The following is a 12086-nucleotide window of genomic DNA, read 5'->3' on the forward strand; positions in this document are numbered from 1 at the left end:
GGATCGGCCCGCTCGGGACCGCTTGGATTGTCCGCGGGGTCCGTCAGCGGCCGCACCGGTCCGGACGGCTCCAGGGCCAGTCCGAGTCGATCCATCGGGCGACCGCGTCGGCGAGGGGGGTGTCGAGGTGGGCCCGGTCGGCGCGGACCCACGACTGCACGACGACGTCGTGCTCCGCCGCCGACGGGTAGAGATAGACGCAGCCGATGACGTCGCCGTGGGCAGGCTCGAGGACGGTGAAGGTGAAGCCTCGACCCGTCTCGAAGTCGCGGGCATGCCGCTCGAGGTCAGCCAGGTTCTCCTCGAGCGTCAGGCCGCCGTCCGGGGGCCAGTCGCCGTCGGGGTAGCCCGGGCTCGCACGGATGTGCTCGATGCTCGACGTCCAGGCCGCGTGATCGGCGGTGTTGTGCTGCGGGCCGAGCGGCTCCAACCTGAACCGCTCGTCGACCAGCGACGTGGGCGGGGTGAACCCCGCCGGGGTGAAGCGGTGGCCAGCGACCCGTGCTGCCCTCTCGGTGCGACGCCAGCGCCGGGCGAAGTCGGCCTCCTGCTCCGGTGACAGTGCCTCGACGTCCTCGCCGATGCGGCCGTCGAGCTGCTCGCGGATGATGTCCAGGTGGCCGAGGTGCTGGCGGGTCTCGCCGACCATGTGGGCCAGCACGCTGAACAGCGGGACGTCCGCGGCTCCCCACCACGGGACGTGCCCGACGGCATCGATGGGGAGCGCCTCGATGGTGTCGTCGGCGTGGCGACAGGCCCTGCGGTAGTCGTCGACGACCTGCTCACGGGACTCGTCGGCGGGCACCCACATCAGGTCCTCGTTGCGAAAGCCCTGGTCGACGGTGGGAAGCGGCTCGGGATACGGCCGGTCGAAGACGAACCCGAAGTAGGTGGCCTCGTAGAACGCCAGGTGCTTGACCAGCCCGAGGAGGTTGGTGCCCGTGCGGGTCATGGGCCGGCGGACGTCGTACTCGTCGAGCCCGTCGAGCTTCGGCAGCACCTCCGCCCTCGCCCAGCGGAGGCACTGGTGAAGATGAGTCTTGGCGGCCCGGGCAGCGTCGTCGCTCATGCCTCAAGTGTGCCTTGGGCGAGCACGAGTGTTCCGGCCGGATGCCGCTGGGCTCGTTCCGCGCCACGGTCCGCGCCACGGTCAGCCGGCTTCCACGAGGTCGAGGACGTCGAGCGACCACTGGTGGACGCCGTCGAGGCGCACGGAGAACGCCGGGTTGACCTGGGCCATACCGGTGTACCAGAGGTCGAAGGCGACCTGACGAAGGGCGATGAAGTCGTCGAGGTGTGTGGCGTCGATGTCGCGTCGCGCACGGTAGCCGGACAGCAGCGCCTGCCGGAAGGCCGGGTAGTCGGGCCGACCCCTCAGCTCCCACAGCGCGACCGCGAGCTCGTAGCTGCGTGGGCCGGTGCCGCAGTCGTCGAAGTCGATCAGCTTGACGGCTCCACGGCGAAAGAGCGCGTTGCCCAGGTGCAGATCGGCGTGGATGAGGCCAGAGTCGCGAGCGCCCGGAATGAGGTCAGCCAGCCTGGCCCCCACCTCCCGGAACCGGGCCCGGAGCTCTGGGGGGAGCAGCGTCCAGCACTCCGCTGCGGGGGTGCGGCCGTAGACCATGACGTTCCCGAAGAAGGCCTCATGGTCCCAGTGGATCCGCGTGAACCCGTCCGGTGGCGTCCACGCGTCGGCCTGGTCGTGGAGGCTGGCCATCGCCGCACCGAGGCGATGGAGATGGACGGGTCGAGGGGAGGCCTCGTGGATGCGCCCATCCATCCAGCGCAGGACCGAGCACAGCCTGGTCTCCCCTGCCTCAGTCACGGCTACGGCCGATGCGCCGTCACGAGCGGCCAGCGGCTCCGGCACGAGGAGGTCGGTGTCCTCGCGGAGAGCCCGGAGCCAGGCGAGCTCCGAGTCGACGGCCGCGGCCGAGTCCACCCCGCGTCCGTGCCGGCTGGGACGATGGACTCGGACCAGATGGCTGGTGCCATCCGCACCGATGTGGCGGAAGGTGGTGTTCTCGCCATGGGAGATGAAGATGAGCCGGCCCTCAGCCAAGGGGTAGCGGCCCAGCGCGGTCACCGCCATCCGGCGGAGCCGGGCCAGCTCCACCCGTCGGGTCAGCATCTGCTCATCCTGATCCGACGCGGGGGCCGCCCACAAGCGGGCGACCCAGTCTCGCCACTCGCGACCCGATGTGCTGAGCCACGACGTGGGCGATGATGGCGCAACGCACACTCACCACGGCGACCACAGGGTGCCCGGAACGACAGCACCGGACGGGAGGGAAACATGACCGGCTTTGCCCGCCGCGCCGAGCGCGTTGAGCCGTCGGCGATCCGGGAGTTCCTCTCCCTCGCGGGCGATCCGGCGATCACGTCGTTTGCCGGCGGCTATCCCGACGCGACGCTCTTCCCCATCGAGGAGCTGCACCAGATCTATGCGGACCTCCTCACCCGGGGGAGCGCCGGCGCCCTGCAGTACACCGCCTCCGAGGGCCTGCCCCAGCTCCGGGCGCTCGTTGCCCAACGACTCACCGCGGACGGGATGCCGTGCACGGCCGAGGACGTGCTCATCACCCAGGGCGGGCAGCAGGGCCTCGACCTCACCGCGAAGCTCTTCATCGACGCCGGAGACGTCATCGTCACCGAACGTCCGACCTTCCTCGGTGCGATCATCGCCTTCAACCCCTACGAGCCGAGGTACCGGTCCGTCCCGATCGACGACGAGGGCATGGACACGGACGCGCTGCAGCAGGTCCTGCGGACCACCGAGCGCGTCAAGGTGATCTACACGGTCCCGGACTACCAGAACCCAACCGGGCAGACGATGAGCCTCACCCGGCGCACCCGCCTCGTCGAGCTGGCCGAGGAGTTCGACGCCGTCATCCTGGAGGACACGCCGTACCGGGAGCTGCGCTATGAGGGCCAGCGGCTCCCGACGATCAAGAGCCTCGACCGGACGGGCCGAGTCGTCCATCTCGGCAGCTTCTCGAAGATCCTCGCGCCCGGCCTGCGCCTCGGCTGGGCCCTGTCCTCCCCCGAGGTGCGCGACAAGCTCGCTCTCCTCAAGCTGGCGGCCGACACGCAGAACGGCACGCTCAACATGAGGGCGGCCGCAGACTACCTGTCGAGGTTCGACCTCGAAGGGCACATCGCGTCGATGCTGCCGACGTACCGACACCAGCGCGACCTGATGCTGACGATGCTCGAGGAGCACTTCCCGGACGGCACGACGTGGACTCGAGCCCGGGGTGGGCTCTTCACCTGGGTCACCTTCCCGGAGGGACTCGACATGGCCCGGTTCCAGCGTGATCTCCTGATCCCGAGGGCGGGCGTCATCGTCGTGCCGGGTGCTCCCTTCTTCGCCGTGCAACCGGAGAGCAACCATGCCCGGATGAGCTTCTCCGGCGTGCCGGACGATCGCATCGTCGCCGGCGTCAGCGCCATGGGCGCCCTCCTCCACGAAGCCCTGTCCGGCTGACCGACTCAGCGACCGACTCAGCGACCGACTCAGCGACCGACTCAGGCGACCGACTCAGGCGACGGCCTGGACGTCAGAAGTTCGTCGCCATGTTGGTGAAGCGGCTGAAGTGACCCTGGAAGGCGACGACGATCGTGTCGGTCGGTCCATTACGGTGCTTGGCCACGATCAGGTCGGCTTCGCCCTCTCGCGGGGAGTCCTTCTCGTAGGCGGCTTCCCGGTGGAGCAGGATGACCATGTCCGCGTCCTGCTCGATCGATCCCGACTCGCGGAGGTCGCTCATCTGGGGCTTCTTGTCAGTGCGCTGCTCGGGGCCACGGTTCAGCTGCGAGATGGCGATGACCGGGACCTCGAGCTCCTTGGCGAGCAGCTTGAGCGCCCGCGAGAACTCGGACACCTCCTGCTGGCGGGACTCGACGCGCTTGCCCGAGCTCATCAGCTGGAGGTAGTCGATGACGACGATCTTGAGGTTGTGCCGCTGCTTCAGGCGCCGGCACTTGGCCCGGATCTCCATGAGCGACATGTTGGGCGAGTCATCAATGAACAGAGGGGCATCGGAGACCTTGCCCATCGTCGACGCGAGTCTGGTCCAGTCCTCCTCGCGCATCGTCCCCTTGCGCATGTGCTGGAGCTGGATCCCCGCCTCGGCCGAGAGCAGGCGCATGGTGATCTCGGTGCGGCTCATCTCGAGCGAGAAGACCACCGCGGCCATCTTGTGCTTGATCGCCGCGGACCGCACGATGTCGAGGCCGATGGTCGAGTTGTGCGTCGGAATCATCGCCGCGCCGGCAAGGTAGAGGTGGTCGGCAGCCTCGACCTCGATGCAGCGGACCGGTACCGACGCGACGTGCTCGACCCGGTCGAGCTTCCAGAGCCCCAAGGTCACTCGCGGATCCCCGCCAGCGGGCACGCGCTCGACGGTGACGACGTGCCCCTCGCGCAGGGCGACGATGAGCTCAGCGGTCGTCAGCACCCGCGTCGCCAGCCCGTCGAGGCGGACTGACCACTGGTGCTGCTGGTCGGCGACGAGCAGCGACCCGTCGGAGAAGGCCACCTCGTAGCACGGCCGCTCGACCATCACCTCGGTCGCTGCGACGACCCGCGTCGGGCGGCCGTCGGCCCCGAGCACGAGGTCCCCGACCGCGACCTCGCCCATCGTCGTCCAGCCGCCAGGCGTGGCGAGCGGGGTGTCGAGCGCGAGGGCCTTGCCCATCGCGGGACGGGCGGCGATGACGATCATCTGCCCGGGGTGCAGGCCGTTCGTGAGGGCATCGAGGTCGGTGAATCCGGTTGGCACACCGGTCATCTCGCCGGACCGTCCGGACGCGACCTCGATCTCGTCGACCGTCGCCTCGAGGATGTCGCCGATCGCGTGGTAGTCCTCGCCGCCGCGCCGGTCGGCCACCGAGTAGACCTCGGCCTGCGCCGCGTTGACGATGTCCTCGACGTCGCCGCCACCCTGCGCGTAGCCGAGCTGGACGATCCGGGTGCCGGCCTCGACGAGGCGGCGCAACACCGCGCGCTCGGCGACGATCTGCGCGTAGTAGCCGGCGTTCGCAGCGGTGGGGACCGAGGCGATGAGCTGGTGGAGGTAGGCCTGCCCGCCGACCCGGGTCAGGTCGCCGCGCTTGGTCAGCTCGTCCGCGACGGTGATCGCGTCGGCCGGCTCGCCCCGGCCGTAGAGGTCGAGGACCGCGTCGTAGATGAGCTCGTGCGCCGGTCGGTAGAAGTCGGTGCCCTTGAGCTGCTCGACACAGTCGGCGATGGCGTCCTTCGAGAGGAGCATGCCACCGAGCACCGACTGCTCCGCGCCGACGTCCTGAGGTGGCAGCCGGTCGTCCGGCGGGCCGCCCTCGCGCGCCTTCGTCGCGAACGCACTCGTGCTCAGCTCATCGAGCGACACTCGCTCCCCTTTCGTGACGACGTACCGACCCCTGACCACAACTGCACCACGGGCCACTGACACCCCACGCCACCGGCACGCCGACACCTCACTCGGAGCCCGGACCAGGGCGGAGGGGAGGGCCCCGGTCTCTGCGGCTCCAGCGGAGCAGGCCCCACGGTAGAGCCCCCGGCACACCCGTCACAACGTGGCCCGACCAATTGGCGCGCCGGCCTGTGGACAACGTGTGGACAGGTAGCCGCGACACGCCGTCGCTGCCTGTGGACAAGATGTGTGGGAACTGTGGCTGCGGCTGTGGATCCACGTGCCCAGCCCACCGAACGACCTGCGACGACGTTCGTCCACCCCTTGTGGAAAGAAACCAGCACACCCCTGTGCGTCGTCCACAGGCTCGACGTTCGCCACCACGCGCGGGCTTCAGCCCGACCCGGGGAGCCAGCCCAGCGGCATACCCCTGCGCAAAGGAGGCGCCCGCGGTCGTCACCGCTCCGGGTTACCCTCGAACCATGTGTCGGAACATCCGTCAGCTGCACAACTTCGAGCCGCCCGCGACGAGCGAGGAGGTGCGGGCGGCAGCGCTCCAGTACGTCCGGAAGGTCAGCGGCAGCGCCAAGCCGAGCCAGGCCAACCAGGCCGCCTTCGACGAAGCCGTCGAGGCCGTCGCCCACGCCACCCAGCACCTGCTCGAGCACCTCACCGCGAGCGCCCCGCCGAAGGACCGGGAGGTCGAGCACGCCCGGGCCCGCGCCCGCAACGCCGTCCGTTTCGGCACGCCGGCGTAGGGCTCGCCGGGCCGCGCGCCGCCCACCCGGAGCCGTTTGAGATCCTTGCCCGGTGTCCGTGTTCGTCGCCGTCGTCGCGGTGCTCCTTGCCCTCGTGACCTGGGCCCTCCACCGTCGCCTCTTCGTCACCCCCCAATGGCCGTATGCCGCCCAGCTCGCTTCCGCTGTCGTGTTCGCTCTCGGGTGGGCGGCCATGCTCCTCGCCTTCCTCGTCCAGGGCGGCGTGATCGACCCGGAGGGGACCCGTTGGCTGGCCTGGCTCGGGATGACCTGGCTCGCGGTCCTCTGGTACCTCATCGTGGGGACGCTCGTGCTCGGGCTCGTCCTCCTGCCGATGCGACTGGCCGGGCGACGCGACCTGCGGCGACCACTGCTCCGGACCGGGGTGCCGGCCGTCGTCATCGTGGCTCTGGCCACGACCGGCTACGGCCTCAGCGAGGCGGCGGACCCGGCCATCACCCCGATCACGATCACCAACGACCTCGTCCCCGCAGGTCTGGACGGGCTGCGGATCGCGCTCATCACCGACCTGCACGTCGGCCCGGTCCGCGACGCGCGGTTCACGGAGCGCGTCGTCGACCTCGTCAACGCCGAGCAGCCCGACCTGGTCGTCATCGCGGGTGACATCGCGGACGGGACTGTGGCCCAAGTCGGTTCACAGATCGAGGCGCTCCGCCGGCTCGATGCCGACCTCGGCGTGTACGGCGTCGACGGCAACCATGAGGTGATCTCGGGCGAGCCGGCGAAGTGGGCGCACCAGTGGCACGACCTCGGCATCGAGGTCCTCCACAACGAGAACGTCACCATCGAGACCGGCGGCGGAGCCCTCACCATCGCCGGGCTGCCGGACTCCTCCGGGGGGCGGACCGACGGGACCGGGCCGGATGCCGATGCTGCCCTCGCCGGTGTCCACCCGGACGTCTTCACCCTCCTACTCGCCCACCAGCCAGGGATGGCCGAGCTCGTCAAGGGCCGCGGCGTCAACCTCCAGCTCTCGGGGCACACGCACGGCGGGCAGCTCTGGCCCTTCAACGTCCTCGTGCGACTTCAGCAGCCGACGCTGGACGGGCTCGCTCCCGTCGGTGACGTCCCCGTCCTCACCTCGCGCGGCGCCGGTGCCTGGGGGCCACCGGTCCGGGTCCTCGCCCCACCGGAGATTCCCCTCATCACGCTCCGGACCCGGTGAGCCTCCATTTCAGCGCGCGCAACTGCTGACCTTCAGTCAGGATGTCCGACGTCGGCCGCTGACCCCGCGGCCCGGACGGGAGGATTCCCCAGATGCGCCTGACCCGCACCCTTCGCATCGCCTCGGCCACGGCCGTGGGCGCGCTCGCTCTGACCACCCTCGGCCTGACCGCACCCGCGCAGGCCCGGCCCCTTGCTCTCGGCGACACCGCGGCCGAGTGCTTCATCCCCGAGACGCACTCCGACGAGTCCGACGCTGCCCGTGGCGGTTACGGTCAGGACCACCGCGACATCACCGTCACGGAGCAGCGCGCCATCGAGGCCCGCACCAACGCGATCCTCAAGGCCAAGGGCCAGCCGACGCTCGGCGCCGAGACCGCGCTGGCGTCGGGCACCGTGCCGGTGTACTTCCACGTCATGGCCTCCGCCTCGGGCGCAGGCGACGTCACGCAGGCCCAGATCGACGCGCAGATGGTCGAGCTCAACGAGAACTTCGCGGGTCGGGAGTCGACGGCGGCGGCGGACACCGGCTTCACCTTCACCCTCGCCGGCGTGGACCGCTACTACAACAACCAGTGGCACAAGGACCGTCAGTCGACGCAGTACCGGGCCAAGACCCGGCAGGGCGGGGCCGACGCGCTCAACATCTGGCTCGTCGACTTCGGCTACCTCGGCATCGCGACGTTCCCGTGGGACTACAGCAAGAACCCCTCGATCGACGGCATCCGGGTGCACTGGGACTCACTGCCCGGCGGCTCGATCGCGAACTACAACCAGGGCAAGACGGCGACGCACGAGGCGGGCCACTGGTTCGGGCTCTACCACACGTTCCAGGGCGGCTGCACCGCGACGAACGACGAGGTCGCCGACACGCCCGCCCAGGGCTCCTCGACGAGTGGCTGCCCCGAGGGTCGGGACTCCTGCTCGCTGCCGGGTCTCGACCCGATCCACAACTACATGGACTACAGCTACGACGCCTGCTACAACCAGTTCACCCCGGACCAGTCCGGCCGCATCTCCTCGATGTGGACGGCCTACCGGGCGCGCTGACCTCCCGGACACCGAGGCCGCGCACCCACCGTCCCCAGCGCAGGGTGGGTGCGCGGCCTCGTGCCCGTTGGTCAGGCGGGGCCGCTAGGTTGACGCCCATGGCCGAGACGGGAGCGCACCGCGACCTCGTGGCGGCCGTGCGTTTGGCTCTCGAGCGGGGCGCCGACCCGGTCCGAGCCGCGGGACAGCAGCGGTACATGAAGTCGGTCCTGCCCTACCGGGGTCTGACCTCACCGCAGCTCGCGGCGTGCCTGCCCCCGCTCTTCCGCGACCCCGGGCTGGCCGTCGAGTCCAAGGAACAGTGGCAGGCGACGATCTCCGTCCTCTGGGACGAGGCGAGCCACCGTGAGGAGTGGTACTCGGCGCTCGCCCTCGCCAAGCACCCGCTCTACCGAGACTGGGTCGACCGTGACCTCCTCACCGACGTCATCGAGGCCACGACCGAGGACCCGGACTTCTTCAGCCGCAAGGCGATCGGGTGGGCGCTGCGGGACCTGGCCAGGTCGGACCCCGACTGGGTCCGCGCGTTCGTCGAGCACCATCCCACCCTGTCGGGTCTCTCGCGCCGCGAGGCCCTCAAGAACATGGGATCCGCGGGATGAGCGAGCCGGGAGGCCACCATCGGGAGATCCTGCGGCTCGCCGTGCCGGCCTTCCTGGCCCTCATTGCCGAGCCGCTCTTCCTGCTCGCCGACTCGGCGATCGTCGGGCACCTCGGGACGGCCGAGCTGGCCGGCCTCGGAGTCGCCAGCGCCGCGCTGCTCACGGCGGCCGGTGTCTTCGTCTTCCTCGCCTACGGAACGACGAGTGTCGTGGCACGCCAGCTCGGCGCCGGAGACCTCCGGGCCGCGATCACTGCCGGAGTCGACGGGCTCTGGCTCGCGGGGGGACTCGGCGTCGTCACGGCAGCAGTCGTCGCCGCGTTGGCCGAGCCGATCGTCGCCCTGTTCGGGGCCTCCGAGGCGGTCATCGTCCAAGCCACGACCTACCTGCGCATCTCGTCGCTCGGCATCCCCGCCATGCTCGCGATCCTCGCCGTCACGGGAGTCCTGCGCGGCCTGCAGGACACGCGCACGCCCCTCATCGCCTCGGTCGTCGGATTCAGTGCCAACATCGCCCTCAACGTCCTGCTCGTCTACGGGTTCGGCTGGGGGATCGCCGGCTCCGCGTGGGGCACCGTCCTCGCACAGACCGGCATGGCGGTGGGGCTCGTCGCTGTGCTGCTCCGGAGCGCGAGAGCGCGTGAGGCCTCGTTGCATCCGCACCCCGGGCGGATCCTCGCGGCGGCCCGCACGGGCGTGCCCCTCTTGATCCGCACGCTGGCGTTGCGCGCGGCGCTGCTGGTCACCACGTGGGCCGCTGCGTCGCTCGGCGACGTGCCCTTGGCTGCACACCAGGTCGCGCTCACGGTGTGGTCCTTCCTCGCCTTCGCCCTCGACGCCCTCGCCATTGCCGCCCAGGCCATCGTCGGGCGATCGCTGGGGGCCGGAGACCAGCTCAGGGTGCGCGTCGCCATGCGGACGATGACGCGCTGGGGCGTGTGGGGAGGGGCCGGCATCGGCCTCGTGCTCGTTGCCCTGCATCGCGTGCTGCCACCCCTGTTCACCGGCGACGAGCCCGTGCGCACCGCCCTGGCCGCCGCCCTCGTCGTCGTCGGCTTGGGACAGGCCGTGGCCGGCTACGTCTTCGTGCTCGACGGGGTGCTCATCGGTGCGGGCGACGGTCGCTGGCTCGCGTGGGGGCAGCTGGTGAGCCTGCTCGGCTACCTCCCCCTCGTGCTCGCCCTCCGGGCCAGGGGCCCGAGCGACTCCCCCGCCCTGGACATCGTGCTGCTCTGGCTCGGGTTCACGGCCTGGATGGGGCTGCGGGCCGCGGTGCTGGGATGGCGAGCCCGGCAGGATGCCTGGATGGTCACCGGAGCGTGAACCGGATCTTCGGAGGACCTTCCCAGCGTTCTTTAAGGTCCCGGGCGCATAGTCATCTCGTGAGTTGCTCCTGAGTGGCTCGGTGACCTCCTCCCCTGTCGGTCACCGGGCTGAGGGCAAGCCCGCTCCTTCGGTCACAGTTCGGCGACGAGACCGAAGGGGCGGGCATTCTCATGTGCCCTCGGGCCCTGCCGTCCACCGCAGTGCCGTATGCCCTCGGGCCCTGCCGTCCACCGCAGTGCCGTGTGTCGCCGGGCCCCTTGGGTGCCCCGCCCCCCGATTCGGCGTGCGGGGCTGGAAGGAACGCGGTTACCGCGAGGGTGGATCACGAATTGGTAACGGGTGTTGACGCTCGGAAAGATTGCTCCCATTCTCATCCGTGAGAGCGCTCTCACACCTCCACGAAGAGCGCTCCCACCCCCTTCACACTGGGCTGAGACCGAAGGAGCTCTCCAATGACCACCCGAACCCAAAGTCTTAAGGCACTCTCCGCCGTCGCTGTCGGACTCCTCGCCCTCAGTGCGTGCGGGTCGAGCGCCGGGGCCGACAGCTCCGCCCCCGACCCGCTCGGAACAACCTCCGGCCCGATCACCCTCAAGCTGGCGACGTTCAACCAGTTCGGCTACGAAGACCTCATCACGGAGTACATGGCCACCCACTCGAACATCACGATCGAGCACAAGAAGGCGGCCACCTCCAACGAGGCTCGCGACAACCTCAACACCCGCCTGGCCGCCGGTTCCGGCCTCTCCGACATCGAGGCCGTCGAGGTCGACTGGCTTCCCGAGCTGATGCAGTACTCCGACAAGTTCGTGGACCTCACCTCCCCCGAGGTCACGGGGCGCTGGCTCGACTGGAAGGTGAAGGCGGCCACCGACGAGGAGGGCCGGCTCATCGGCTACGGCACCGACGTCGGGCCCGAGGCGATCTGCTATCGCGGGGATCTCTTCGAGAAGGCCGGGCTGCCGTCCGACCGGGAGGCCGTCGCCCAGCTCCTCGGGAACACCTGGGACAGCTACTTCGCCGCCGGGCGCCAGTTCGCGGCGAAGTCCGAGGTGCCGTGGTTCGACAGCCTCGGCGCGACCTGGCAGGGCATGGTCAACCAGATCCAGGCGGCCTACGAGAGCCCCGCGGGTGACGTCATCGCCACGACGAACCCCGAGGTGAAGCAGACCTACGACGCGGTGGTCAAGGCCGGCATCACCGATGGGCTCTCCGCGAAGCTCCAGCAGTGGAGTGATGACTGGGTCGCCAGCTTCCAGGACAACGGCTTCGCCACCATGCTCTGCCCCGGCTGGATGGTCGGCGTCATCGAGGGGAACGCCAAGGGCGTCAAGGGCTGGGATGTCGCCAACACCTTCCCCGGTGGGGGCGGCAACTGGGGCGGCTCGTACCTGACCGTCCCCACCCAGTCGGAGCACCAGGCCGAGGCCAAGGCCTTCGCGGCGTGGCTCACGGCGCCGGAGCAGCAGATCAAGGCGTTCCAGAAGGTCGGCGCCTTCCCCAGCCAGCAGGCCGCGCTCGACAGCCCCGATCTGGCCTCGGTCACCGTGCCGTTCTTCAACGACGCCCCCACCGGCCAGATCTTCGCCGACCGCGCCAAGGCGGTCACCGTGAGCCCATTCAAGGGCCCGAAGTACTTCCCCATCAACGACGCCATGCAGCAGGCCCTGACCCGCGTCGAGGACGGCTCGGCCACCCCCGAGGTGTCGTGGGAGAAGTTCGTCGCCGATGTGCAGGCCCTCGGTTGATGCT

Annotated in this window: 10 protein-coding genes; 7 read left to right on the plus strand and 3 right to left on the minus strand. The window is 70.0% G+C overall.

The features are described from left to right. Positions 1-43: 43 nt before the first annotated feature. Complete coding sequence (locus INTCA_RS20420) at positions 44-1069, minus strand: DinB family protein (RefSeq protein WP_013494380.1); 1026 nt, start codon at positions 1067-1069, stop codon at positions 44-46. Positions 1070-1150: 81 nt separating this feature from the next. Beyond that, on the minus strand, positions 1151-2131 hold the full coding sequence (locus INTCA_RS18120) for a phosphotransferase enzyme family protein (RefSeq protein WP_013494381.1): 981 nt from the start codon (positions 2129-2131) through the stop codon (positions 1151-1153). 165 nt (positions 2132-2296) lie between these two features. On the opposite strand from INTCA_RS18120, the gene INTCA_RS18125 reads away from it, so the two are divergent. Further along, the gene (locus INTCA_RS18125) at positions 2297-3487 is read left to right on the plus strand and encodes an aminotransferase-like domain-containing protein (protein ID WP_013494382.1); all 1191 of its coding nucleotides are present in this window, start codon (positions 2297-2299) and stop codon (positions 3485-3487) included. Between the two features lie 73 nt (positions 3488-3560). Here the strand turns inward: INTCA_RS18125 and dnaB are convergent, their stop codons facing one another. Continuing rightward, entirely contained in the window at positions 3561-5390 is a 1830-nt protein-coding gene (gene dnaB / locus INTCA_RS18130; RefSeq protein WP_013494383.1) for a replicative DNA helicase, read from the minus strand. Between the two features lie 506 nt (positions 5391-5896). On the opposite strand from dnaB, the gene INTCA_RS18135 reads away from it, so the two are divergent. The 6 genes from INTCA_RS18135 to INTCA_RS18160 all read left to right on the plus strand — a co-directional run bounded on the left by INTCA_RS18135 (position 5897) and on the right by INTCA_RS18160 (position 12082). After that, the gene (locus INTCA_RS18135) at positions 5897-6172 is read left to right on the plus strand and encodes a DUF2277 domain-containing protein (RefSeq protein WP_013494384.1); all 276 of its coding nucleotides are present in this window, start codon (positions 5897-5899) and stop codon (positions 6170-6172) included. Between the two features lie 52 nt (positions 6173-6224). Continuing rightward, positions 6225-7358, plus strand: a complete 1134-nt coding sequence (locus tag INTCA_RS18140) for a metallophosphoesterase (RefSeq protein WP_013494385.1) — start codon at positions 6225-6227, stop codon at positions 7356-7358. 92 nt (positions 7359-7450) lie between these two features. Further along, on the plus strand, positions 7451-8407 hold the full coding sequence (locus INTCA_RS18145) for a zinc metalloprotease (RefSeq protein WP_013494386.1): 957 nt from the start codon (positions 7451-7453) through the stop codon (positions 8405-8407). 98 nt (positions 8408-8505) lie between these two features. After that, entirely contained in the window at positions 8506-9009 is a 504-nt protein-coding gene (locus INTCA_RS18150; protein WP_013494387.1) for a DNA alkylation repair protein, read from the plus strand. Next, positions 9006-10331: an MATE family efflux transporter gene (locus INTCA_RS18155; protein WP_013494388.1), complete on the plus strand. Its 1326-nt coding sequence runs from the start codon at positions 9006-9008 to the stop codon at positions 10329-10331. The genes INTCA_RS18150 and INTCA_RS18155 overlap by 4 nt, the downstream gene beginning before the upstream one ends. A gap of 455 nt (positions 10332-10786) precedes the next feature. Continuing rightward, entirely contained in the window at positions 10787-12082 is a 1296-nt protein-coding gene (locus INTCA_RS18160) for an ABC transporter substrate-binding protein (protein WP_013494389.1), read from the plus strand. The last annotated feature ends 4 nt before the right edge of the window (positions 12083-12086 follow it).

Origin of the sequence: Intrasporangium calvum DSM 43043 (genome assembly GCF_000184685.1) — a bacterium.
In the GTDB taxonomy this organism is placed as follows: Bacteria; Actinomycetota; Actinomycetes; order Actinomycetales; family Dermatophilaceae; genus Intrasporangium; species Intrasporangium calvum.

Excerpts from the sequence above, each read along its gene's own strand:
- INTCA_RS20420 (WP_013494380.1), bottom strand. The coding sequence starts at position 1,069 with ATGAGCGACGACGCTGCCCGGGCCGCCAAGACTCATCTTCACCAGTGC.
- INTCA_RS18120 (WP_013494381.1), bottom strand. The coding sequence starts at position 2,131 with ATGCTGACCCGACGGGTGGAGCTGGCCCGGCTCCGCCGGATGGCGGTG.
- INTCA_RS18125 (WP_013494382.1), top strand. The coding sequence starts at position 2,297 with ATGACCGGCTTTGCCCGCCGCGCCGAGCGCGTTGAGCCGTCGGCGATC.
- INTCA_RS18135 (WP_013494384.1), top strand. The coding sequence starts at position 5,897 with ATGTGTCGGAACATCCGTCAGCTGCACAACTTCGAGCCGCCCGCGACG.
- INTCA_RS18145 (WP_013494386.1), top strand. The coding sequence starts at position 7,451 with ATGCGCCTGACCCGCACCCTTCGCATCGCCTCGGCCACGGCCGTGGGC.
- INTCA_RS18150 (WP_013494387.1), top strand. The coding sequence starts at position 8,506 with ATGGCCGAGACGGGAGCGCACCGCGACCTCGTGGCGGCCGTGCGTTTG.
- INTCA_RS18155 (WP_013494388.1), top strand. The coding sequence starts at position 9,006 with ATGAGCGAGCCGGGAGGCCACCATCGGGAGATCCTGCGGCTCGCCGTG.
- INTCA_RS18160 (WP_013494389.1), top strand. The coding sequence starts at position 10,787 with ATGACCACCCGAACCCAAAGTCTTAAGGCACTCTCCGCCGTCGCTGTC.